Origin of the sequence: Pollutimonas subterranea, from assembly GCF_002849655.1 — a bacterium.
GTDB lineage: Bacteria > Pseudomonadota > Gammaproteobacteria > Burkholderiales > Burkholderiaceae_B > Pollutimonas > Pollutimonas subterranea.
Genome location: NZ_PDNW01000011.1, coordinates 45,346 through 67,877 on the forward strand (window position 1 = coordinate 45,346; position 22,532 = coordinate 67,877).

The window sequence follows — 22,532 nt, forward strand, 5'->3', positions numbered from 1 at the left end:
GAAATAATGATTCCCGATGTTGATGGCAATAGTGTCGTTTACCTGAATGGCGACTATGTTCGGCTGGAAGATGCCAAAATCTCCGTGCTTGATCGCGGATTCATTTTTGGCGATGGTATTTATGATGTGGTGCCGGCCTATAACGGCAAGCCCTTTCGCATGGACGGTCACCTGGCCCGTCTTGAGCGCAGCCTCGCCGCTATCGACATCAAGGTAGGTCTTGGGCGCAGCGACTGGGAGCAAATCGTCCAGAATCTGATCGAACGCTCCAACCTGGGCGATTGCATGGTTTACATCCAGGTCACGCGGGGTGTGGCGAAACGGGATCACGGTTTCCCCAAGAATGCGACCCCCACGGTTTTCTGCATGGTTTCGCCATTTGCCCGGCCCAGCGGCGCCGCGCGCGAACAAGGCCTCAGCGTAGTCGGCATCCCCGACGTCCGCTGGCTGCGCTGTGAGATCAAGTCGATTTCCTTGCTGGGCAACGTGTTGGCCAAGCAGCAGGCCGTCGAGGCGGGCGTCGACGAAGTCGTGCAGTTCCGCGATGGTCATTTGTCGGAAGGCGCGTCGTGCAATATATGGGTGGTCAAAGACGGCGTGCTGTTGGCGCCCCCACGCAGCAACCTTATCCTAGAAGGCATACGCTATGGTTTGCTTGAAGAGCTCGCGGCCGATGCCGGGATCCAATTCAATGCGCGGCCGATTACCCAGCAGGAAGTCGAAAGCGCCGACGAACTGATGTTGTCGTCAGCCACCAAAGAGATCCTGCCTATTACTTCCTATAACGGCAAACCTGTTGGTACGGGCAAGCCAGGCAATATCTATTCACTGCTGCGGGCCGGCTACGACAAGGCTATTGCGGCACTTTGATGCAAAGCTCATGAACAGCGAAATCCCGCCTGAAGACTCTCTTATCGAGTATCCCAGCGACTTTCCCATCAAGGTCATGGGCAAGACGAATCCCGATTTTGCCCAAACCCTGACGGCGGTGGTGCTGGAATTCGACCCCGGATTCGATCCCGCCACCATCGAGATGCGTCCCAGCAAGGCCGGCAACTACCTCGGCCTTACCTTCACGGTGCGTGCCACCTCGCGCGAGCAACTCGATGCGTTATACCGCGCGCTGCACGCGCACCCCATGGTTTCCATCGTCTTATAGGCATAGTCTGCGGCAATGAACGAATCGAAATGGTGGCCGCGTCCGGCTCCGTACCTGGAAGTCTGGGAGGCCATGCGTCGGTTTACCGAGGCCCGCGATTCGCAAACGCCGGACGAGATCTGGCTGGTTGAGCATACACCCGTCTACACCCTGGGCCAGGCAGGCAAGCCCGAGCATATCCTCAATAGCGCGGATATCCCCGTGGTCAAGTGCGACCGGGGCGGGCAGGTTACCTATCACGGTCCCGGACAAATAGTGGCTTATTGCCTGGTCGACCTGCGTCGACTCGGGATATTCGCCAAAGAATATGTCGCCTTACTGGAAAATGTGGCCATTCAGGTACTTGGCGAAGTGGGTGTACACGGCGCCCGGCTCAAGCCTGGCGCCCCAGGCGTGTATGTGCCGGCCCCGGCCGATCAGCTGGCCAAGATCGCCGCCTTGGGTATAAAGATACGCAATGGCTGTGCGTATCATGGGCTGGCCCTGAACGTTGCCATGGATCTCGCGCCATTTTCGGGTATTAATCCTTGTGGGTACGAGGGACTGCAGACCACCGATGTGCTAGGGTGCGGGATAGCGGCTGACGTGGTGACAGTGGGCAATTTGCTGGCCGCGCGCCTCGCACAGGCTTTCAGTGGCTATCATGACGCCATGCCGGCCTGACCTAAGCCCGGACCAATTGGAGACCAACGATGACGACAGAAAGCCCCTTGCTATTGGTGGATCGGACGAACGATGTCCTGACGCTTACCCTGAATCGACCGGACCAGTTCAATGCCTTGTCGGAAGAGCTGCTCGGCGAATTGCAGGACGCGCTTGATGCCGCCGCCCAGGATGAAGCACTGCGCTGCGTCGTGCTGGCCGCCGCCGGGCGCGCTTTCTGCGCGGGCCATGATCTCAAGCAGATGCGAGCCACACCCGATCAGCACTATTACCAGCGACTGTTTGCGCAATGCGGCCGCGTCATGCAAAGCATCGTGAACCTGCCTGTGCCGGTAATCGCCAAGGTGCACGGCACGGCGACGGCGGCGGGATGCCAACTGGTAGCCAGTTGCGATCTTGCCGTCGCGTCAGACTCCGCAAAGTTCGCAGTTTCGGGCATCAACGTGGGCCTGTTCTGCTCGACGCCGGCCGTCGCCTTGACCCGCAATGTTCCAGCCAAGAAAGCGTTTGAAATGCTGGTCACAGGCCAGTTCATCAGTGCTGCCGATGCCGTGGGCCATGGCCTTGTCAATCACGCTGTAGCAGCCGATCAGCTCGACGCCGCCGTGAACTCCCTGGTGGATGCCATCTGTTCCAAAAGCCCGGTGGCGGTACGCACCGGCAAGGCCATGTATCATCGCCAGCGCGGCATGAACCTCAGCGATGCCTACGATTTCGCGGGCCAGGTCATGGCGGAAAACATGATGGCCGACGATGTCTCCGAAGGCATCGATGCATTCATGCAAAAGCGCACTCCCGTCTGGAAAGGCCGTTGAGGCAACAGGGAGATTAGGCAGCCCCGCCTCCAGAGGGGTAAAATGCCGTCTTACAGTCGTGCCCGAGCGTGGCGCAGGTCGCTTGCGGCGCAAGGCACGCGCTGATCTTTTCACCCGAAAGCCAATGGCGTGAAGCACGCCCCGGCTCTTGAGCATGAAGCCATGCGCTTCATTGCAGGAAACCGTATGACTACTCCGCTTGATCAGTCAACAGAACGCAAGCCTACTGTGCGTCCCGCTCCCTATGACCCAACGCAAAAGCAAAAGTCGGGCGAGAAAACGTCGCGCATTCCCATCAAGGTCGTCCAGGCCGAACGCCTGAAGAAACCCGAATGGATACGTGTCAAGGCGGCAGCGCCTGGCTCACGGTTCCACGATATCAAGCGTATCCTGCGCGAACATAATCTGCATACCGTCTGTGAAGAAGCGTCGTGCCCCAACATCGGTGAATGTTTCGGCAAGGGGACGGCCACGTTCATGATCATGGGTGACAAATGCACGCGCCGTTGCCCTTTCTGTGACGTCGGCCATGGCCGCCCCGATCCCCTCGATACCGACGAGCCGGCCAATCTGGCACGCAGCATCGCCGCCATGAAACTGTCGTATGTGGTGATCACTTCCGTTGACCGCGACGATTTACGCGACGGTGGCGCGGCCCATTTCGTGGAGTGCATACGCAATGTGCGGGAACTGTCGCCGACGACGCGCATTGAAGTGCTGGTTCCCGACTTCCGCGGCCGGCTCGACCGCGCGCTGGGCATTCTCAATGAAGGCCCGCCCGATGTCATGAACCACAACCTGGAAACCGTACCGCGTTTATACAAACAGGCGCGTCCGGGCTCCGACTATCATCATTCGCTAAAGCTGCTGTCCGACTTCAAGGCCTTGCATCCGGGTGTGTCGACCAAGTCAGGCTTGATGCTGGGCTTGGGAGAAACCGACGAAGAAATTCTCGAGGTCATGCGCGACTTGCGTGCACATAAGGTGGATATGCTTACCATAGGCCAGTATCTCCAGCCTTCCGCGCACCACCTGCCGGTGCTTCGTTATGCACATCCCGATATCTTCGCCATGCTGGAACGCGAAGCGTACGCCATGGGGTTCAGCCATGCGGCGGTGGGGGCCATGGTGCGTTCATCCTACCATGCCGATGAACAGGCGCACGCCGCGGGGGTTGCCTGAGCCCCACCGGCTATTTGTCCTCGGTCCTTGCGCTGGAACAACGATCTTATTGTTCAGTAGGCGTTCAATACCTGTGTAGTGCCGGTGTGCCGGCACGCATGCAAGGTATTGAACATGAAAACACGTAATCGAATTGCTGCCGTTGCCGTGACCGCACTCATGGGCGGCTGCGGCATGGTGAATGAAGATCCAACAAAGTCCGTAAAGGCCGATCAAACTGAACTGGCGGTGATCAAGGCTGGCGAGCTCAGCTATTACCCGGCCGGCGATTTCATACGCAATGGCAACCCGGTAAGCCCGACGCGGCGCACCGTGCGATTCGACCACGATTTCGAGATCATGAAACGCCAGGTAAGCCAGGCGGAATACCAGCAATGCGTCGTTGCGGCCGCCTGCAAAAAACTTGACAAATCCCAGCGTGGCGCCGTTGCGCCCGATCTGCCGGCCGTGGGCATCAGCTGGCGCGATGCCACCGATTACGCCGCCTGGTATTCGGCAGTTACGGGTCGCACCTACCGTTTGCCCACTTACGCGGAATGGGTGTATGCCGCGGGCTCCTTGTATCAGGAAGATGTCATCGTCGACGCGTCAGACCCCGGCGATCCTGCTCAACGCTGGCTCATGGAGTACAAGCTCGAGACCCAGCGAAAATCAACGGTTGATGGCACGCCACGGACTTTCGGCAGCTTCGGCAGCAATGCGGCTGGGGTTGCCGACATGATGGGCAATGTGTGGGACTGGACCGATACCTGCCACACCCGCCAGCATGTCGATCAGGAAGGCGCGGCAATGTTGCCGCCTGCCGAAAACTGTGGAATACGCGCGGTTGCCGGCCGGCACCGCAGCTATATTTCGGACTTCATCAGGGATCCCAAGGGCGGAGCATGCTCGGTGGGCGTGCCGCCCAGCAACCTGGGGTTTCGCCTTGTACGCGTGCCCGCGCCTTCCCGTGGTTAGACCTTGGCGTTGGCGGCCCGCACTGTTGATGTATGCGAGCCCTCAGCCAGGCGTATCAGGTCGTCGACGGCGCACACCACAATCCGCTTGCGTCCGCTGACCACAAGGCCGCGATCTTTCCAGGCGCTAAGCAGACGGCTTACCGTATGCAGGGTCGTTCCGGTCATCTCGGCGATATCCTGACGGGTAATCGGAAAGTCGATAACGATGCCTTCGGGTGTTTGCCGTCCGGATTGATCCACCAGCCGCAAAATGGCACGAGCCACCCGTTGCTCCACCTCTTCGGTCGAAAGCTCTTGTATGCGCGTATGCGCATCCTGCAGCCGTTGCCCGACTGTTTGCAAAGCATTCGACGCGAAGTGCGGATTGGTGGCGGTGAATTGATCCCACTCGGTGGACGGCCAACTGAGTGCCAGGCTTTCCTGTACGGCCAGGGTCGAGGCCGGATAGTTAAGGCGGCGCATGGCCCGTGCGATGCCGAAGACGTCTCCGGGATTGACATAGCGGACGACGACTTGTTCGCCATCCGGCGTGACCTGCACCACTTTGAGGTGGCCGTGCAACAGTACGAAGAAACGATCGGCGACTTCACCTTGGCGGAAGGCGGCCTCGCCCGTGAGAAGGCGGCACACCAGCGCCGTCTCGAGTATGGAATCCAGGTCGGTATCAGGCAAAGACTTGAACAGATCCAGATTCTTTATAAGAGACCTATTCAGATTTGACGGCATTGACTGTCCATACGGGAGATAGGGGATTTGATTCTACCATTCGCGATTGTTGGGCCAATAAACCACAAATCCCGTTTGCTAGTGAAAACCCTTGGAAATGTGTGTGCGAGTTTGCGCTGCAGCAAAGAACGCGTCGACGTAAAGGTTTCAAATGGATACATGGATCAATAGTACCGGATTCGAGAAGCATCAAATTTGAAAGAGGTTTGCTTTTCGACGTGACACCGGCCGTGTAGCCGTTCGTAAGCAGTCGAACATTTATTGTAAGCGGAGCTTCATCATGGAACGTCGTTCATTTCTAAAAACAGCCGGCCTAAGCGCTATGGCAGGTTCAGCCGCAATGGCGGCCCCCGCATTGGCAAAAGGCAAGTCTTCCCCAGCGGCGGAAAAATTCCTGTCCGAGCCCGAAATTGCGAAGCTCAAACGCGTGAAGGTCGACCTCGTGGCACCGCCCATGGTGCATAAGCACGAACAGGTAGCCAGCGGCGCACCGCGCATCGTCGAATTCCGCATGGAGATCGAAGAGAAGAAGATGGTGATCGACGACAATGGAACGACCTTGCAGGCGATGACATTCAACGGATCCATGCCCGGCCCCACCATGGTCGTGAGTGCCGGCGACTATGTCGAACTGACACTGGTGAACAAGGCCAGCAACGCCATGCCGCACAACGTGGACTTCCACGCGGCCACCGGAGCGCTGGGCGGTGCCAAGCTGACGAACGTCAATCCTGGCGAACAGGTTACCCTGCGTTTCAAGGCTGATCGGCCCGGTACCTTCGTGTATCACTGCGCACCCGAAGGCATGGTGCCTTGGCACGTGGTGGCCGGCATGAGCGGCACGCTCATGGTGTTGCCACGCGACGGCCTGAAGGACCCAGCCGGCAACCTCCTGCGCTACGACACGGCGTACACCATCGGCGAGTTCGACCTGTACATCCCGAAAGACGAGAACGGAAAGTACAAAGATTACAAGACCCTCGCTGAAAGCTATGGCGATACGGCCGAGGTCATGCGCAAGCTTATCCCTTCCCATATCGTGTTCAATGGCAAGGTCGGCGCACTGACGGGTGAAGGCGCCCTGAAGGCCAAGGTTGGCGAAACGGTACTGCTTATCCATTCCCAGGCTAACCGCGATACACGTCCTCACCTGATCGGCGGGCATGGTGATTGGGTCTGGGAAACCGGCAAGTTTGCCAACCCCCCAGAAAAAGATCTGGAAACGTGGTTCATCCGCGGTGGTTCCGCGGGCGCAGCGCTCTATACCTTCAAGCAGCCTGGTGTCTACGCCTACCTGAACCACAACCTGATTGAAGCGTTCGAGCTGGGCGCCGCGGGCCACATCGTGGTGGAAGGCAAATGGAACGACGATCTGATGAAACAGATCAAGGCACCCGGTCCCATCGTTGCCTGATCATTGACATGGCCACGTCGTCATGCAGATTGCCCGCCCGGGCGGGCAGCCTGCAAAGTGGCCGTATAACAGCGATCCGCCTCTTGCGGATTGGCTAGCCCCGGATATGGAGATGAAAATGTTGAAGCTTGCTCGTGTTGCCCTGGCCCTTGTCTTTGGAGCCGGTCTGGCGTCCGTCGCCGCTACTGCTGCCGCCCAGACGGTGAACCCGGCCGGCGAGAAACTGTACAAGACAGCGTGCATAGCCTGTCACAGCACCGGTGTGGCCAAGGCGCCCAAGCTGGGTGACAAAAACGCCTGGGCACCGCTCATTGCCAGCGGCATGGATGCCATGATGGAAATCGCGGTGAAGGGCAAGGGTGCGATGCCGCCGCGTGGGGCGTCTTCGGCTGACGACGCTACGCTTCAAGCCGCCGTCGAGTACATGGTGCAGGCATCCCGCTAAGCGATCATGCCCATGCACAGACTCTTTTCGGGCCGTTCGCCATAGCAGAGGTTTGCCACCGGGCCTCGGGAAAGTACCGATATTTAAACCGGATCAGCTATATACACTGGCTCCATGCCGATAGGCATGGGGCTTTTCGTATTGCCTTGTTTTATTCGCCTCCCACCTGAACTATTCAAAAAAAGGGCAGCATAAACATGACGTCGATTCGTAAAACACTGGTTCTCTCTGCCATTGCGGCCAGCCTTTTCACCATGGCCAGTGTCGCCCAGGCGCGCGACCTCACCATAGCTTTGCGTTCCGAGCCCAGTTCCATGGACCCACAGTTCCATTCGCTCACGCCCAATACGCAAATGTCTGAAACCTTGTTCGACCCGCTGGTGCGCACTGACGCCAAGGCGCAGCCGGTTGCCAGCCTGGCGGAATCTTGGACCGTCGATGGCAACGTCTGGACGTTCAAACTGCGCCCCAATGTAAAGTTCGCCGACGGATCGCCGTTTACGTCGGAAGATGTGCTGTTCACCTATGCCAGGGTGCCGCTGGTGCCCAATAGTCCATCGTCCTATTCGCTCTATCTCAGCGCCGTCGAGAAAGTCGAGGCCCCCGATCCCTTGACGGTCAAGATCACCACCAAGGGACCGTCGCCGGTATTGCTGGCGAATCTGTCCATGGTTCCCATTATGTCAAGCAAGGCCGCCTCCGGCGCGGCGCCTGAAGGCAAGACCACCGTCGAGCTTAATCGCGGTGACGGGCTTGTCGGTACTGGCCCGTACAAGTTCGTTTCCTGGAAACGCGGGGCCGAAATCGTGTTCGAACGCAACGACCTTTACTGGGGCAAAAAGCCTGAATGGGACCGTGTCATCTACAGGCCTATCTCCAATTCAGCGGCGCGCGTAGCGGCGCTGCTGGCGGGCGATGTCGATCTCATCGAGGATCCGCCAACCGACGACCTGCCCAAGCTCAAGAGCGACAAGAACCTGCACGTCCAGGAAACCCCTTCGGTACGCGTCATCTACATTGCCCTGAACCAGGGCAAGGAGCTGCCACCCGGTATGTCCGGCACCAACGACAAGAACCCGCTGGCCGACAAGCGGGTGCGCGAGGCACTGTCGCTGGCCATTGATCGCCAGGCTATCGTGGAGCGCATCATGGGCGGTTCGGCCCAACCTGCCGGCAACCTGCTGGCGTATCCCGGTTTTGGAACATCCGAGGCACTCTCTAAAGTGGCTCCTGCGAATCCCGCCAAGGCGAAAGAGTTGCTGACTGCCGCGGGGTATCCCGATGGTTTCACCGTCAGCCTAGGTTCTCCGGCAGGGCGTTATACCAACGACCAGCGTATTGCACAGGCCGTGGCATCCATGTGGGCGCGCATAGGCGTCAAGGCCAATGTCGAAACCATGGCACCGCCGGTGTTCTTCAAGAAGCGCGATAGCTTCGCATTCAGTACCTATCTGGCTGGTTGGGCCGCCAGTTCGGGCGAAATGCTCAATCCCCTGACGGCCCTGGTTCATACCAAGAAACCAGACCTGGGGCTGGGAACGACCAACTGGAGCAAATACACCAATCCCGAACTCGACAAGCTGGTCATCGGGGCGTCGCGCACACTTGACGATGCCAAGCGCTCCGAAATGCTGCAGAAGGCAGGAAGCATGGTAATGGAAGACTATGGCATCCTGCCCTTGCAATTCGAAATGTCGGTCTGGGCCATGAAGAAGGACATCCGTTATGGCGGACGCACCGACCAGATGACCCTGGCGCAAGACGTGACGCTTGCCAAATAAGCGGTAGTGTCCCGGTGCTGTTGACTATCATCCGCCGTCTGTTGCAGACGGTGCTGGTCGTGTTGATCATGTCGGCCCTGGTCTTTGCGGGGCTATACCTGGTTGGCGACCCAGTGGCCATGCTTGCCAGCCCCGAGGCCACCGATGCCCAGCGCGAGGCCCTGCGCCGTAGCCTGGGCCTCGACTTGCCCTTGTGGCACCAGTACTTCATTTTCATCAGCAAGGCGGCGCATCTCGATTTCGGCAACAGCTTCCTGACGGGCGAGCCCGCCATGCAGCTTATTCTAGAACGTATGCCGGCCACCCTGGAGCTGGCTACGCTGGCCATCTTTGCATCCATGGCGATCGGCGTACCCCTGGGCATCTATGCCGGTCTCAAGCCCCGAAGCATCAGCGCACGATCGATCATGACGGGTTCGGTATTGGGATTCTCGCTGCCCAACTTCTGGGTGGGGCTGATGCTGATCATGCTGTTTGCGGTGATCCTGGGCTGGTTCCCCGCGGGCGGGCGCGGGCCGGTCCGGTCGTTCGGGCCCATTGAACTGAGCGTGTTCAATTGGCAGGGGCTGCAGAATCTCATCCTTCCGGCGGCGACGATCGCCGTGGCCAAGTGCGCCCTGATCATCCGTGTGACGCGGGCAGCCACGCGCGAATCGCTTCCTCAGGACTACATAAAGTATGCACGCGCGAAAGGCTTGAGCAACCGTCGCGTACTTTCCGTTCACCTGCTCAAGAACATACTTATTCCCATTGTCACCATAGGCGGGCTGGAATACGGCCAGGTTATTGCGTTTGCCGTGGTAACCGAGACGGTTTTTTCCTGGCCGGGCATGGGCAAGCTGCTGATCGATTCCATCATTACGCTGGACCGACCGGTCGTGGTCGCCTATCTGATGCTGACAGTGGTGTTTCTTGCCCTGTTGAATCTGCTGGTCGATATTGGCTACACCGTGCTGGACCCGCGTGTGCGCCTAGGAGCAACAGCATGATGGTCCAGCAGACTGCCGCGCCAGCCTTGGCCGCCCACGAAAGCCTTTGGCGGGTGTTCATGGCGCAGTTCCTCGCCAGCAAGCTTGCCGTGGTGGGGCTTGTGCTGTTGATGGCGTTTGTGTTGCTGGCCATCTTCGCGCCGTGGATTGCGCCGCAGAACCCCTTTGATATCGCTACCCTGGACATCATGGATTCCAAGATGCCTCCCGGCAGCAGCACCTTCGACGGGAGCATGACTTATTGGCTGGGCACCGACGGCCAGGCCCGGGACGTATTCTCAGCCATTCTGTACGGCATGCGCACCAGCTTGTTCGTGGGCCTGGTTTCCGTGTCGGCGGCGTTTCTCATCGGCACCACCGCTGGCCTTGTGTCCGCCTATTTCGGCGGGCGTATCGATGCCGTGCTAATGCGCACCGTCGATATCCAGCTGTCGTTTCCCGCCATCCTGGTTGCATTGATCCTGTTGGCGGTATTGGGTAAGGGTGTCGACAAGGTCATCTATGCGTTGATCGCCGTGCAATGGGCTTATTTCGCCCGTGCCGCCCGTGCCGCCGCCATCGTCGAGCGCAATAAAGAGTATGTCGAGGCGGCCCGCTGCGTGTCCCTGTCGTGGCACAGGATCTTGTGGCGCCACATATTCCCCAACTGTATTCCACCCCTCATGGTCATCGCCACCATCGACCTGGCGCACGCCATTGCGCTGGAGGCCACGCTGTCATTCCTGGGCGTGGGTGTCCCCGTCACGGAACCGTCGCTGGGCATGCTCATATCCAATGGTTTCGAGTTCCTGTTGTCAGGTAATTACTGGATCTCATTTTTCCCCGGCATCGCGCTGGCGCTGATCGTCGTCGCCATCAACCTGGTCGGCGACCATTTGCGCGATATTCTCAATCCCCGTAACGAGATCCAGGGGGTCTCGTTATGAACGCAGCTTATGCGATGCCGGCCGGCGACCTGCTGCTCGATGTCCAGGGTCTCAGGACCTCGTTCCATACGCGGGAAGGGGTGGTCCGGGCCGTCGACGGTATATCGTTGCAAATCAGGCAGGGCGAGATCCTGGGGTTGGTGGGCGAATCCGGTTCCGGTAAAAGCATTACCGGGTTTTCGCTCATGAAGCTGGTGGATGAGCCGGGGCGCACGCAGGCAGACCGCCTTTTCTTCAATGGCCTGGATCTGCAGAAGTTGTCCCCAGAGGAATACCGGCAGCTGCGGGGCCGCGATATGGCGATGATCTTCCAGGACCCATCCACCACGCTCAATCCCGTCCTGCGCATCGATACACAGATGATCGAGGCGGTGCAGGCCCATAATCGCGTTTCGCGGCAGGCCGCGCGCGCCCGCTCCCTGGAGGTACTGAAAAAGGTGGGCATCCCTTCGCCCGAAGAGCGGCTGAACGTGTATCCGCACCATTTGTCGGGCGGCATGCGCCAGCGCATCGCCATCGCGATTGCACTGCTTAATTCACCCAAGCTGATCATTGCCGATGAACCCACCACTGCGCTGGACGTAACCATACAAGGACAGATACTGTACGAAGTGCAGAAGTTGTGTCGCGAAACCGGAACAGCCCTGATCTGGATCACTCACGACCTGGCGATCGTCTCGGGTCTGGCCGACCGGATAGCGGTGATGTATGCGGGGCGCATCGTCGAAACAGGAACGGCCGCCCAGATCATCGGCGCCGCCCAGCATCCTTATACGCATGGCCTGATATCGTCCATTCCCTCTGTCCATACGCGCGGACACGACCTGTTCCAGATTCCCGGCTCGACGCCTTCACTGCTGAACTTGCCAAAAGGTTGCCCGTTCAGGACACGTTGCTATCGGGCCAGTGGGCAATGTGAAATCGACCCGGTGTTGGAAGAGGTCGCGCCGGGCCACTGGGCAAGCTGCTGGCACAAGGGGCTACAGCCATGATGGCCGACAATAGCAGCCGCCCCCTCGAACCGGTCGGTACCGCCAGCACGCAAGACGAAGCTCCTCTTCTCAGCGTGCGCGGCTTGCACCGGCACTTCACCCAGCCGGTCGATCTCATTCAGCGCGCGGGCAACTTCTTCAAGGGCCGGCACAAACCCCAAACCCTGCACGCGGTCGCGGGCATCGATATTGACGTGCATGGCGGCGAGGTCATAGGCATCGTGGGTGAATCGGGTTGCGGGAAGTCCACGCTGGGCCGCATGATTGCAGGCATTTTGCCGCCCACGTCGGGCGACATCGCCTACAAGGGCCGATCTGTCGCCCAGCTGGATGCCGGCGCAAGGCGCGAATACCAGTTGGGCGTGCAAATGATCTTCCAGGATCCATTTTCATCACTTAACCCGCGCATGCGTGTCGTCGACATTATCGGCGAAGCGGCGGTCGTACATCGCATCGTGTCGCGGGCGAAGATGGAAGAGTACGTGGCCGGACTCATGCAGAAGGTCGGGCTGGATCCCGCGTATCGATTCCGCTATCCCCACCAATTTTCGGGGGGGCAGCGCCAGCGTATTGGCGTGGCACGTGCGCTGGCGCTCGAGCCGGCGCTTATCGTCTGCGACGAAGCAGTGGCGGCGCTCGATGTGTCCATCCAGGCGCAAGTGCTCAACTTGTTTATCCGGCTGCGCCGAGAACTCGGGCTGACGTATTTCTTCATCAGCCACAACCTGGGTGTGGTCAGCCATATCGCCGATCGCGTGGCCATCATGTATTTGGGGCGCATTGTTGAAATTGCCGATACCGATACGATCTTCAGCTGCGCCAATCATCCTTACACCCAGGCCCTCATCAAAGAGCTTCCGGTGTTACGCACCGATCAGCGCCAATTTGACCCAATCAGGGGTGAATTGCCGTCGCCGATTGATCCGCCTCCGGGTTGCCCCTTTCACCCGCGCTGCCCGCATGCCATGGATCGCTGCAAAATAGAGCGTCCCTTGCTCAAGCCGGTCGGTGAGTCGCCAAGGGAATATGACTTGCTGCACGGGCGCCGGAATGTGCATCAAAGCGCCTGCCATCTGAATGATCCCGGTCCCATGGAGAAACAATGAAATTCGCCGACGATTCGTTTGAACCCTATGTCCTGTCCTTGCCCACCACCGATGCAATTCCGCTGATTTGCGATTCACCCCATAGCGGATCCATCTATCCGGCAGACTTCCAAAGTTGCCTGCCCTTGTCTGTGTTGCGCATGGGCGAGGACTCCTATGTGGACGAGCTTTGGGCGTCGTTGCCTTCGGTGGGAGCAACATTGCTGGCCGCCAATTTTCCGCGCACCTACATAGACCCGAACCGTGACGTTGACGATATCGATCCGAATATCCTTGCCGAGCCGTGGACGACCGAACTGCATCCCACGGAAAAGTCGCGTTTGGGCCATGGCCTGATATGGAGCATGGCGCGCGATCAGCCTGTCTATGACCGCAAGCTGTGGGTGGCAGAGGTCGAGAATCGCATCGGTACGTATCATCAGCCTTATCACGAGGCGCTTAACCGCCAGATAGAAGCGGCCCATGAGCGGTTTGGCGGTGTATGGCACCTGAACCTGCATTCCATGCCGTCTGATTCGTATGCGGTATTGAAAATCGAAACAGATAAGGTGCTGGCTGATTTCGTACTGGGGGACCGCGATGGGGAGACTTGCGATCCGACACTGACCGGTATTATCGAAGACTTCTTGCTCGAGCGCGGCTATACCGTGGCGCGCAATGATCCCTTCAAAGGCGTTGCCCTGATCGCCCGCATAGGACGCCCGGAGCAAAATCGACATAGCCTGCAAATCGAAGTCAATCGCGCGCTTTACATGAACGAAGAAAATTACGAAAAATCTGCTAATTTCAATACATTGCAGGGCGACTTGGCGCAGTTGAGCATCAAGGTGGCGGATTTCGTAAAGTCGCTGCTTTGACGAGGCCTGGTGAGCCGCTGTCAGGCCAGATTGGCATCGACGAGATTGAAACGTGCCGACTGGCCGGGCCGTTCATGGACCGCCCACGTCACCGTTTCGGTACCTACTTGAATGTCGGCTGTTGCCATCGTGTTTTCCGCGTCGCTGTCATCGGGCTGATCGCGATATATCGGAAACTGGCGGTTTTCCTGGTCGGCCAGAATGCACAACGGGTCGATCTCGGTTTTGCTTGCGCGGTCGGGTCCCGTTTGCTGCCCCAGCAACTCGTCGCCACGCCGCTGGCGATGCCGGGATGAGTCAGTAATCACTTGTGGATAGCCGAGCATGGAGTCATGCAAGGCATGGTTCGCATGCAGGCTGGGCGCCTGAACGACCCGGGAAGAGACATGCAAGGCATTGAATTCCACACTCATGAGATCCTGCTGGCCGCGCTGCGCGAGGCTTAAGTGGAATCCGCCGGATCTTGGCATGCCGACCAGCAGGTTCACGGCCTGCGCAAGCGAGGAGCAGTCCAGTAGGGCACGAGTCAGCACCATGCGGGGAATGCCCACTGTCGCCCGGCGGGTCCGCAAGTTATTGACGGTCATCGCCAGGCCATGCTCATTGACGGCAAAAGTATGTCCGGGAATGGATGCCGGATAGACAAACGAGGCGAAGTCAGGGCCTTCGTCATTGGCAAACATGCCGATTCCGCAGTAGCCCGCAAGGCCCGGGTCGCCATCTTCATTGTGAGTAATGCGCGGGCCGCCGGGCCCGGGCAACTGCACGGTCGTGCAACCATCGGGCGCCATGGACCATAGGTCGCCCCGGCAGTTCCACAGGAAGACGTCCTCGGGCGCAAGCTCCAGGCCCGCCGCCAGGCCCTGCAATTCCTGGTGTACTCGGGGAAAATGCTGTTGCACCAGCGCCTGCATTGCACGGGATGTATCGGTGCCACGCCATGCCATCACGGTTTGCCACGGCGATGACGACACCAGATAAGAATGCGCGGCTTGTGCGCCGAAACGGCCCAGTGCCCGGCCTGTTTGAAATGAGGAGCCCGACAGTTCGATCAATGACAGCATTGCAACCCTATTTTGTATTCAAGTATGCACCGGTCTGGTGCAATTGGTCTTCGGCAATCTTTATATCTTTTACGGCTTGCTTGCCGGCCTTTGCAAGCAGCTGCTCCAGCAGAATCTCGATGAGCGCCACCGCTGCGGAACTGGAAGGAAAGAATGACGGTGATTCAGTTGGAAATACCAAAACGCAATCGGCATCGAGTGCAATGGGGGCCACGATGCTATCGCATAGTGCGATGACGTGCGCGCCGGCCTGGCGCGCCGCCTGGACCACGCGTAGCGATTCATTGGAATAAGGCGCAAAGCCCACGATGACGACGATCTCGTCTTTGCGGATCGACCTTAGCTCCATTTCCAGAGAGCCGGCATCGCCTCGCAGCATGCTTACCGATGAACGGAACAGCCGATATAGGTAGTGCAAGGTGAAGGCCGGTCCGAACGAGGCACGAAAACCGGCGACATGTACATGCCGGGCTTTGGACAGCAGGCTTACCGCCGGAGCGAGCCGGTCATGGTTCAATTCTTCGAGCAGGCGCATATTGCCGGCCTGCGTGGCGACAGCTACGCTTAGCACTTCACGGGGATTCTTACTGCGTATCACCTGGCGCGCTTGCTCTGCATAGCGCTTGGGCAGGCGGCGCAAGGGCTGGGTAAACACCGCTCTCAACGCATTCCATCCGTCGTAGCCCAGCGACTGGGCAAGACGTACCAACGTGGCCGGCTGCACGCCCGCCTGTGCGGCGATTTTCCGCATCGAGGCGATGGGCACCTCTCCGGGGAAATCCATGAGGTAGCGCGCACCCACTTGAAATTGCGCGCTCATTCCGGGAAAGTCGCGCTGTATGCGGTCAATCAGGCTTTCCAGATTCTGTGGCGCGGCGTGGCTGTGGCGGTTATCTGTCATGGGGTGTGCAAAAAATGCAACGATAGCGAATGAGGAACGCAGATGGGCGTCTCCCGTATTGATTTATTTGTTGCGTCATATATCATACAAGATCCATTTGTTGAATTCTAGCAAGGCACAAGCGCCATGTCACACGTCTTTCATCGCAATCCTCGACAGCAACTCGACGTTGCCGTGCGCGGCCAGGGCATCGAACTATTCGATCAAAACAATAAAGCGTATATCGACGCATCGGGCGGAGCCGCGGTATCGTGCCTGGGGCATGGCCATCCTGTCGTCATCCAGGCCATCAAAGACCAACTCGACCAGATCGCCTACGCGCATTCGTCTTTTTTCACCACGCAAGCAACGGAAGATCTTGCCGATTTCCTGGCGCAGCGCTCGCCGGGCGATTTGAATCACGTTTACTTCCTTTCGGGTGGATCGGAAGCCGTCGAAGCGGCCTTGAAGCTTGCGCGCCAGTATTTCGTGGAAATCGGCCAGCCCACGCGCCGGCATTTCATTGCCCGCCGCCAAAGCTATCATGGCAACACCCTGGGCGCCCTGGCCATAGGCGGCAACGCATGGCGGCGCGAGCCCTTTCTTCCCTTGCTGGTGCCCGCCTACCATGTGGCGCCTTGTTATGCCTACCGCGACCAGTTTGCCGACGAAAGCCAGGAGCAGTATGCCGAGCGCCTGGCACAGGAGCTTGACCAGAAGATACAAGAGCTGGGCGCGGAAAATGTGGCGGCATTCGTCGCCGAAACGGTCGTTGGCGCGACCGCTGGTGCATTAGCTCCGGTGAAAACCTATCTGAAGCGCATCCGCGAGGTCTGCGATCGCCATGGCGTGCTGTTGATCCTGGATGAGGTCATGTCGGGAATGGGCCGCACAGGGCATTTGTTCGCCTGCGCGGAAGACCAGGTGGTTCCCGACATCATCACGATTGCCAAGGGCCTTGGGGCCGGCTACCAGCCTATCGGGGCAATGATCGCCAGCAGCAAGATCTATGACGCCATACTGGCCGGCAGCGGCTTTTTCCAGCATGGCCATACTTATATGGGCCACGCAACGGCGTGTGCAGCCGCGTTGGCCGTGCAAAGAGTTATCGAACAGGAACGGTTGCTGGACAACGTCCTGGCGCGCGGCGAACAAATGCGCACCGAATTGCGTCTTGCACTGGCAGGGCACCCCAACGTGGGCGATGTGCGTGGAAGGGGTCTGTTCGTGGGCGTTGAGTTCGTACAGGATAAAACCACGAAGGCTACGCTGGATCCGGCCCGTAAAACCCATGCCGTCCTCAAGAAACAGGCCATGCAGAATGGCTTGCTGATGTACCCCATGGGCGGCACCATCGATGGCGTGCATGGCGACCACGTCTTGCTGGCGCCTCCCTTCATTTGCACCGACGCCGATATCAGCGAAATCGTGTTGCGCTTTACCCGCACGGTCAGCCAGGTTCTGCCCGCTTAATTCCAAGGAAACTTATCGATGGCCCGTCTTCCCTACGCAGATCTGACTCACCCCGAGGTGAGCCCCCTTGTCGAGCAAATCGTTGCCGAACGCGGCAGCGTGCTGCATTTATATCAAATGCTGCTGCAGAGTCCGCCCGTTGCCCGTGGCTGGCTGAACCACCTTACCGGCATACGCCATAACAGTTCGCTGGCCGGCGATGTGCGCGAAATGGTCATTATGCGCGTCGCGATCATCAACGGCGCGCCCTACGAGGCCGAGCAGCATGCCCCCATTGCCTTGAAGGAGGGCATGACGCAGGCCCAGCTGGACGAGCTGGCGGCCTGGGAATCATCCAGCCTGTTCAGCGACAAGGAAAGAGCGGTATTGGCCTATACCGACGCCATGACCCGCCATGTCCAGGTGCCTGACGACGTTTTCGCCAACGTGCAATCGTACTTCGAGCCGCGCCAACTGGTTGAGCTTACGGCAACCGTGGCCACCTACAATATGGTCTCGCGCTTTCTTGAGGCGCTGCAAATCCATTCCGGCGACGCGCGTAAGACCTAGAGTATTTTTGGTCGAGCCTTTACAAGGCGCGCTGCAGCGCGGAGGCGTTGGGGACGGCTTTCGTTCTTGAGAAAGGCGGGTGTGTCGGGGCCTGTTTCGGCTTCGCGCGCCACGCCCTGGCGTTGCCAGGGTGCCCGTTCCGGTCAGCCCCATCGAGGCGGTCGCGGAACTCGCCCGGTCGGGCCAGTGGCCCGACATCCGTCGGGCTCAAACAGCCGCGGCCTTGCCTCCTCGATGGGGCTGACCGCAACGGCGTGCGCGAGGCGCCTGCACAGCCCCCGACACACCCACCTTTTTGCATGAGCGAAGCTTGGACCAGCCCACTAACCACCGTGCAAGTCAGGCCGGCAAGTTTCCTATTGCGCAGTTGTTCAGGGTGAATGGGAGCACGCCGTGCCGGACTGCTCCCATCCACCCCGTGCAACGTCATCAGAGCAGAACAGCGTCACTAAAGCAAAGTGCCGTAAACACTTGAATCGAAAATGCCACTGGTGGAGGGCTGCTTGGCTAGCGTCCCCACAACACATCGGGTTTGTCCGCTGCGCCGTTCAGTACCCGGGCCAGTACAAAGCAAAGATCCGATAAGCGGTTCAGGTACTGGATGACGGGCGCGTTGACCGCCTCGCTGCGATTCAGCGTAATGACGGCGCGCTCGGCCCGGCGGCAGATGGTGCGTGCTACATGGGCCAGTGCGGCGGGGCGCGTACCGCCGGGCAAGATGAATTCCTCGAGCTTGCCCAGCTTGGCATTGTGTTCCGCCAGTGCCTCTTCCAGGTACAGGACATGGTCGTTGTTGACAGCCGCATGGCCGGGGATACAAAGCTCGGCGCCCATATCGAACAGGTCATTCTGTACACGGCCCAGCAGCATGTCGATGGCGTGGGGCAGTGGTTCGGCGCGCAATACGCCGATGGTACTGTTCAGTTCGTCGACGTCGCCCATCGCGGCGATACGGGGAGCATCCTTGTCGATGCGGCTGCCATCGCCCAGGCCGGTTGTGCCGGTATCGCCGGTGCGGGTGGTAATGACTGAAAGACGTGTGGCCATGATGGTATTCCTTGTTATTGAGCGAGTCGCTGCAATGCGTCGCCTGTGACACGCACGATACGCCATTCCGGCAATATGTCGGCCCCATGGTGTTTGTAGAAGTCGATCGCGTTCTGATTCCAGTCCAGCACAGTCCATTCGAAACGCCCGCAATCCAGTTCCAATGCGAGTTTCGCCAGGTGCTTGAGCACCATCTTGCCTACGCCACTACCGCGATGTTCCGGCTGGACGTAGACGTCTTCCAGATACAGGCCGCGCTTGTCCAGAAAGCTGGAGTAGTTATGGAACCACATGATGTAGGCGACCGGCGTGGCGGGGTCTTCACTGGTATGGGCCACCAGGCAGTTCGCCGCGGGGTGCTCGCCGAAAAAGCTTTTCTCCAGGCTGGCTTCGGTGGCCTTGAAGATGCCGGTCAGCTTTTCGAACTCCGCCATTTCCAGCATCAGGCCATGTATGTGCGGGATGTCTTGCGGCAGGGCGGGGCGCAACTGGTAACGTATGCTTGGGTCGGTCACACTTCTTCCTTCGTTTGGCGTTATGCTGGGGAATCGGTGGTAATCACGATTCCCGAGTTGAATTTAGCAGGAGTGTAGCTTATGGCTTTGGCCAATAATCGGCAGCGGCAGGCCCTCGCGGCGATGCTCGCCCTGACCTCATTTTATTCTGTCGGTGTTGTCGCCCAAGAGGCAAGCGCTTCGGGCGAGGTGCGCCGTGTCGACGCGGCAGCGGGCAAGATAACGATCAAGCATGGTGCGATTTCCGACCTTCAATTACCGGCCATGACACTGGTGTACCGCATAGATCCGGCCTTGCTGAAAGACATCGCGCCTGGCGATAAAGTGAAATTCACCGCCAGGCGCGAGAACGGAGACTACGTCGTTATCCAGATATCAAAGTAAACGGCACGGCGTCGGAATAAGGCTCAAAGCACGTAGCGCGAAAGGTCCTGGTTGCCGGCAGCCTCTTCCAGCTTGTTGTTGACGTAGGCGGCATCGATGGTAATGGTCTGGCCACTGCTGGCCGAGGCGTCGAACGACAAATCTTCCAGCAGCTTTTCCATGACCGTGTAAAGGCGGCGCGCGCCGATGTTTTCGGTGCGCTCATTGACTTCGAATGCAAGCTGCGCCATGCGTTCTATACCTTCGTCGGTAAAGTCCAGCGTGACGTCTTCCGTTGCGAGCAGCGCATGATACTGCTTGGTCAGCGATGAGTCGGTATCGCACAAAATGCGCACGAAGTCTTCCGCGGTCAACGAATCAAGCTCGACCCGTATCGGGAATCGGCCTTGCAATTCAGGGATGAGATCCGAGGGCCGCGACAGGTGGAAAGCCCCTGAGGCGATGAACAGGATATGGTCGGTACGTACGACGCCATATTTGGTGTTTACCGTTGTGCCTTCCACCAGCGGCAACAAATCGCGCTGGACGCCCTGGCGCGACACGTCGCCGCCCTGATGCTCCTGGCGGGTTGCTATCTTGTCGATTTCATCGAGGAAAACGATGCCGTTCTGTTCGGCATTGAATACAGCGGCCGTGCGCAAGTCTTCTTCGTTGATGCGGCGGCCCGCTTCCTCTTCGGTGAGAAGCTTGAAGGCCTCTTTCACTGACATCTTGCGCAGCTTTTTCTTGTCCTGGCCCAGCCCTGCAAACATGCCCTTGAGCTGCTCGGTCATTTCCTCCATGCCGGGAGGCGCCATGATTTCCATCTGCGGTGCGACCTGGGCGATCTCAATTTCAATTTGCAAGTCGTCGATGGTGCCTTCGCGCAGGCGCTTGCGAAACGTCTGGCGGGCATTGTTTTCTTCGCGTTGCGGCTCGCCTTGGGCATTGCGGGGTGGCGAGACCAGGACGTCCAGTATGCGGTCTTCGGCTGCGTCCTCGGCTTGCGTGCGGACACGCCGCATTTCTACATCGCGGGTTTGCTTGACCGAGATTTCCACTAGGTCGCGGATGATGGTGTCGACATCACGGCCTACATAGCCGACTTCAGTGAACTTGGTTGCTTCGATCTTGATGAAGGGAGCATTGGCCAGCTTTGCCAAACGGCGCGCGATTTCTGTCTTGCCGACGCCGGTGGGCCCGATCATCAGGATGTTCTTGGGAACGATCTCGTTGCGCAAGGGCTCTGGCACTTGCTGGCGGCGCCAGCGATTGCGCAGGGCGACAGCCACTGAACGCTTGGCACGGTTCTGGCCGACAATATTCTTGTCGAGTTCGGAGACGATTTCCCCGGGGGTCATATTGAGAGCTGACATAGTGATCTGTGAGTTATTTCGGCAAGGGCGCGCAGTGGGCGCGAGCGGCGAGCTATAGCGTTTCGACGATGTGATTCTGGTTGGTGTAGATGCACAGATCACCCGCGATTTCCAGCGACTTCTTCACGATTTCCGCGGGCGCCATTTCGGTGTTCTGCAGCAAGGCCAGGGCAGCCGACTGAGCATACGCCCCGCCGGAGCCGATGGCGGCAAGGCCATTTTCAGGCTCAAGCACGTCGCCGTTGCCGGTAAGGACCAGGGTATGTTCGCGATCGGCCACGATAAGCATCGCCTCCAGGCGACGCAGTACGCGATCGGTGCGCCAGTCTTTGGTGAGTTCCACTGCGGAACGCATGAGATTGCCCTGATACTTTTCCAGCTTCGCTTCAAAGCGCTCTTGCAGCGTGAAAGCGTCGGCGGTGGCGCCGGCAAAGCCGGCAAGGATCTTGTCGTTGTACAGGCGACGAATTTTACGTGCCGTACCTTTGATGATGATGTTGCCCAGGGTGACCTGGCCATCGCCCCCCAGGGCGACTTGATCGCCGCGGCGGACACAAATGATGGTGGTGGCGTGAAATTGTTCCATGATTCCTTCCTTTGAAGACAATAGCTGGGGGCAATGCCGGAAAGTTCAAGGGGAATTCAGCGCCGAGATGCGCTGTGTGGCGCCGGAACCGTGCGCCAGATGGCCCGCCACAGTGCGGGCAGGCCAGGCATCGTGACACGGGCTCGCAGTGAGCGGTGTGATGCCACGGCTCCGAAGACGATGATGTCGTCTTCGGAGCGTGTTGTGTCAGTCGCCGTACAGCTTCTGGCGCATCTCGCGGCGCTCTTGCGCCTCGAGCGACAAGGTTGCCGTGGGGCGGGCCAGAAGACGCGGGACTCCGATGGGTTCGCCGGTTTCTTCACACCAGCCATAGTCGCCCGCGTCGATGCGTGTGATCGACTGTTGCACTTTCTTCAATAGCTTGCGTTCGCGGTCGCGGGTGCGAAGTTCAAGGGCATGTTCTTCTTCTATCGTGGCGCGGTCCGCCGGATCGGGCACGAACTGGGTTTCACGCAGATTTTCGGTGGTTGCATCAGCGTTGTTGAGGATTTCCTGTTCGAGCTCTTTCAGGCGGTTCCTGAAGAAAGCCAACTGGATGTCATTCATGTAGTCGGACTCGGGCATCGCTAACAGCTCTTTCTCTGTCGGCAAGTGCGTCTGACTCTTTGCGGCTGCTGATTTGCTTGCCATGATGGTATGTCCTT

25 protein-coding genes are annotated in these 22,532 nt (G+C 58.9%); 17 read left to right on the forward strand and 8 right to left on the reverse strand.

What is annotated here, in order from left to right:
- The first annotated feature begins 6 nt into the window (after nt 1–6).
- The 6 genes from CR159_RS13390 to CR159_RS13415 all read left to right on the forward strand — a co-directional run bounded on the left by CR159_RS13390 (nt 7) and on the right by CR159_RS13415 (nt 4,776).
- Complete coding sequence (locus CR159_RS13390) at nt 7–870, forward strand: D-amino acid aminotransferase (RefSeq protein WP_102074464.1); 864 nt, start codon at nt 7–9, stop codon at nt 868–870.
- A gap of 10 nt (nt 871–880) precedes the next feature.
- On the forward strand, nt 881–1,159 hold the full coding sequence (locus CR159_RS13395; RefSeq protein ID WP_102074465.1) for a DUF493 family protein: 279 nt from the start codon (nt 881–883) through the stop codon (nt 1,157–1,159).
- 15 nt (nt 1,160–1,174) lie between these two features.
- A complete protein-coding gene (lipB, locus tag CR159_RS13400; RefSeq protein WP_102074466.1) occupies nt 1,175–1,822 on the forward strand; it encodes a lipoyl(octanoyl) transferase LipB in 648 nt (215 codons plus the stop codon).
- 29 nt (nt 1,823–1,851) lie between these two features.
- Entirely contained in the window at nt 1,852–2,637 is a 786-nt protein-coding gene (locus CR159_RS13405) for an enoyl-CoA hydratase (protein ID WP_102074467.1), read from the forward strand.
- Nucleotides 2,638–2,823: 186 nt separating this feature from the next.
- Nucleotides 2,824–3,819, forward strand: a complete 996-nt coding sequence (gene lipA, locus CR159_RS13410; RefSeq protein ID WP_102074468.1) for a lipoyl synthase — start codon at nt 2,824–2,826, stop codon at nt 3,817–3,819.
- Nucleotides 3,820–3,933: 114 nt separating this feature from the next.
- Nucleotides 3,934–4,776 (forward strand): formylglycine-generating enzyme family protein, encoded by an 843-nt coding sequence (locus CR159_RS13415; protein WP_102074469.1) that lies wholly within the window; start codon nt 3,934–3,936, stop codon nt 4,774–4,776.
- Here CR159_RS13415 and CR159_RS13420 read toward each other — a convergent pair.
- Nucleotides 4,773–5,504 carry a Crp/Fnr family transcriptional regulator gene (locus tag CR159_RS13420; protein WP_102074470.1) on the reverse strand — a complete coding sequence of 244 codons (732 nt, stop codon included), beginning with the start codon at nt 5,502–5,504 and terminating at the stop codon, nt 4,773–4,775. The two genes, CR159_RS13415 and CR159_RS13420, sit on opposite strands and share 4 nt — an antisense overlap.
- A gap of 280 nt (nt 5,505–5,784) precedes the next feature.
- Between CR159_RS13420 and nirK the strand changes: the two genes are divergently transcribed.
- The 8 genes from nirK to CR159_RS13460 all read left to right on the forward strand — a co-directional run bounded on the left by nirK (nt 5,785) and on the right by CR159_RS13460 (nt 14,014).
- Nucleotides 5,785–6,918: a copper-containing nitrite reductase gene (gene nirK, locus CR159_RS13425; protein WP_199173323.1), complete on the forward strand. Its 1,134-nt coding sequence runs from the start codon at nt 5,785–5,787 to the stop codon at nt 6,916–6,918.
- A 118-nt stretch (nt 6,919–7,036) separates the two neighbouring features.
- Nucleotides 7,037–7,363: a c-type cytochrome gene (locus CR159_RS21895; RefSeq protein ID WP_304528632.1), complete on the forward strand. Its 327-nt coding sequence runs from the start codon at nt 7,037–7,039 to the stop codon at nt 7,361–7,363.
- Between the two features lie 197 nt (nt 7,364–7,560).
- Nucleotides 7,561–9,144, forward strand: coding sequence for an ABC transporter substrate-binding protein (locus CR159_RS13435; RefSeq protein ID WP_102074472.1), 1,584 nt, complete (start codon nt 7,561–7,563; stop codon nt 9,142–9,144).
- 14 nt (nt 9,145–9,158) lie between these two features.
- Nucleotides 9,159–10,133 carry an ABC transporter permease gene (locus CR159_RS13440; RefSeq protein ID WP_102074473.1) on the forward strand — a complete coding sequence of 325 codons (975 nt, stop codon included), beginning with the start codon at nt 9,159–9,161 and terminating at the stop codon, nt 10,131–10,133.
- Nucleotides 10,130–11,059 (forward strand): ABC transporter permease, encoded by a 930-nt coding sequence (locus tag CR159_RS13445; RefSeq protein WP_102074474.1) that lies wholly within the window; start codon nt 10,130–10,132, stop codon nt 11,057–11,059. The genes CR159_RS13440 and CR159_RS13445 overlap by 4 nt, the downstream gene beginning before the upstream one ends.
- Nucleotides 11,056–12,051 (forward strand): ABC transporter ATP-binding protein, encoded by a 996-nt coding sequence (locus CR159_RS13450; protein ID WP_102074475.1) that lies wholly within the window; start codon nt 11,056–11,058, stop codon nt 12,049–12,051. Before CR159_RS13445 ends, CR159_RS13450 begins: the two co-directional genes overlap by 4 nt.
- On the forward strand, nt 12,051–13,157 hold the full coding sequence (locus CR159_RS13455) for an ABC transporter ATP-binding protein (protein WP_102074563.1): 1,107 nt from the start codon (nt 12,051–12,053) through the stop codon (nt 13,155–13,157). Before CR159_RS13450 ends, CR159_RS13455 begins: the two co-directional genes overlap by 1 nt.
- Nucleotides 13,154–14,014 carry an N-formylglutamate amidohydrolase gene (locus tag CR159_RS13460; RefSeq protein WP_102074476.1) on the forward strand — a complete coding sequence of 287 codons (861 nt, stop codon included), beginning with the start codon at nt 13,154–13,156 and terminating at the stop codon, nt 14,012–14,014. The genes CR159_RS13455 and CR159_RS13460 overlap by 4 nt, the downstream gene beginning before the upstream one ends.
- A gap of 20 nt (nt 14,015–14,034) precedes the next feature.
- Here the strand turns inward: CR159_RS13460 and CR159_RS13465 are convergent, their stop codons facing one another.
- Together CR159_RS13465 and CR159_RS13470 are read right to left on the reverse strand one after the other, a co-directional pair.
- Entirely contained in the window at nt 14,035–15,078 is a 1,044-nt protein-coding gene (locus CR159_RS13465; protein WP_102074477.1) for a C45 family autoproteolytic acyltransferase/hydrolase, read from the reverse strand.
- Nucleotides 15,079–15,085: 7 nt separating this feature from the next.
- The gene (locus CR159_RS13470) at nt 15,086–15,979 is read right to left on the reverse strand and encodes a MurR/RpiR family transcriptional regulator (RefSeq protein ID WP_102074478.1); all 894 of its coding nucleotides are present in this window, start codon (nt 15,977–15,979) and stop codon (nt 15,086–15,088) included.
- A gap of 126 nt (nt 15,980–16,105) precedes the next feature.
- Here CR159_RS13470 and CR159_RS13475 point away from each other — a divergent pair, with 126 nt between their 5' ends.
- Nucleotides 16,106–17,431 (forward strand): aspartate aminotransferase family protein, encoded by a 1,326-nt coding sequence (locus tag CR159_RS13475; RefSeq protein WP_102074479.1) that lies wholly within the window; start codon nt 16,106–16,108, stop codon nt 17,429–17,431.
- A gap of 18 nt (nt 17,432–17,449) precedes the next feature.
- Nucleotides 17,450–17,980 carry a carboxymuconolactone decarboxylase family protein gene (locus CR159_RS13480; RefSeq protein ID WP_102074480.1) on the forward strand — a complete coding sequence of 177 codons (531 nt, stop codon included), beginning with the start codon at nt 17,450–17,452 and terminating at the stop codon, nt 17,978–17,980.
- Between the two features lie 507 nt (nt 17,981–18,487).
- Here the strand turns inward: CR159_RS13480 and CR159_RS13485 are convergent.
- Together CR159_RS13485 and CR159_RS13490 are read right to left on the reverse strand one after the other, a co-directional pair.
- Nucleotides 18,488–19,027, reverse strand: a complete 540-nt coding sequence (locus tag CR159_RS13485; protein ID WP_102074481.1) for a cob(I)yrinic acid a,c-diamide adenosyltransferase — start codon at nt 19,025–19,027, stop codon at nt 18,488–18,490.
- A 14-nt stretch (nt 19,028–19,041) separates the two neighbouring features.
- On the reverse strand, nt 19,042–19,470 hold the full coding sequence (locus tag CR159_RS13490) for a GNAT family N-acetyltransferase (protein ID WP_102074564.1): 429 nt from the start codon (nt 19,468–19,470) through the stop codon (nt 19,042–19,044).
- 195 nt (nt 19,471–19,665) lie between these two features.
- Between CR159_RS13490 and CR159_RS13495 the strand changes: the two genes are divergently transcribed.
- Nucleotides 19,666–19,926, forward strand: a complete 261-nt coding sequence (locus tag CR159_RS13495) for a copper-binding protein (RefSeq protein ID WP_233208322.1) — start codon at nt 19,666–19,668, stop codon at nt 19,924–19,926.
- A gap of 23 nt (nt 19,927–19,949) precedes the next feature.
- Here the strand turns inward: CR159_RS13495 and hslU are convergent, their stop codons facing one another.
- The 3 genes from hslU to dksA all read right to left on the reverse strand — a co-directional run bounded on the left by hslU (nt 19,950) and on the right by dksA (nt 22,518).
- Complete coding sequence (gene hslU, locus CR159_RS13500; protein ID WP_102074483.1) at nt 19,950–21,281, reverse strand: ATP-dependent protease ATPase subunit HslU; 1,332 nt, start codon at nt 21,279–21,281, stop codon at nt 19,950–19,952.
- Between the two features lie 52 nt (nt 21,282–21,333).
- Complete coding sequence (gene hslV / locus CR159_RS13505; RefSeq protein ID WP_102074484.1) at nt 21,334–21,867, reverse strand: ATP-dependent protease subunit HslV; 534 nt, start codon at nt 21,865–21,867, stop codon at nt 21,334–21,336.
- Nucleotides 21,868–22,074: 207 nt separating this feature from the next.
- A complete protein-coding gene (dksA, locus tag CR159_RS13510; RefSeq protein ID WP_102074485.1) occupies nt 22,075–22,518 on the reverse strand; it encodes an RNA polymerase-binding protein DksA in 444 nt (147 codons plus the stop codon).
- Nucleotides 22,519–22,532: the final 14 nt, after the last annotated feature.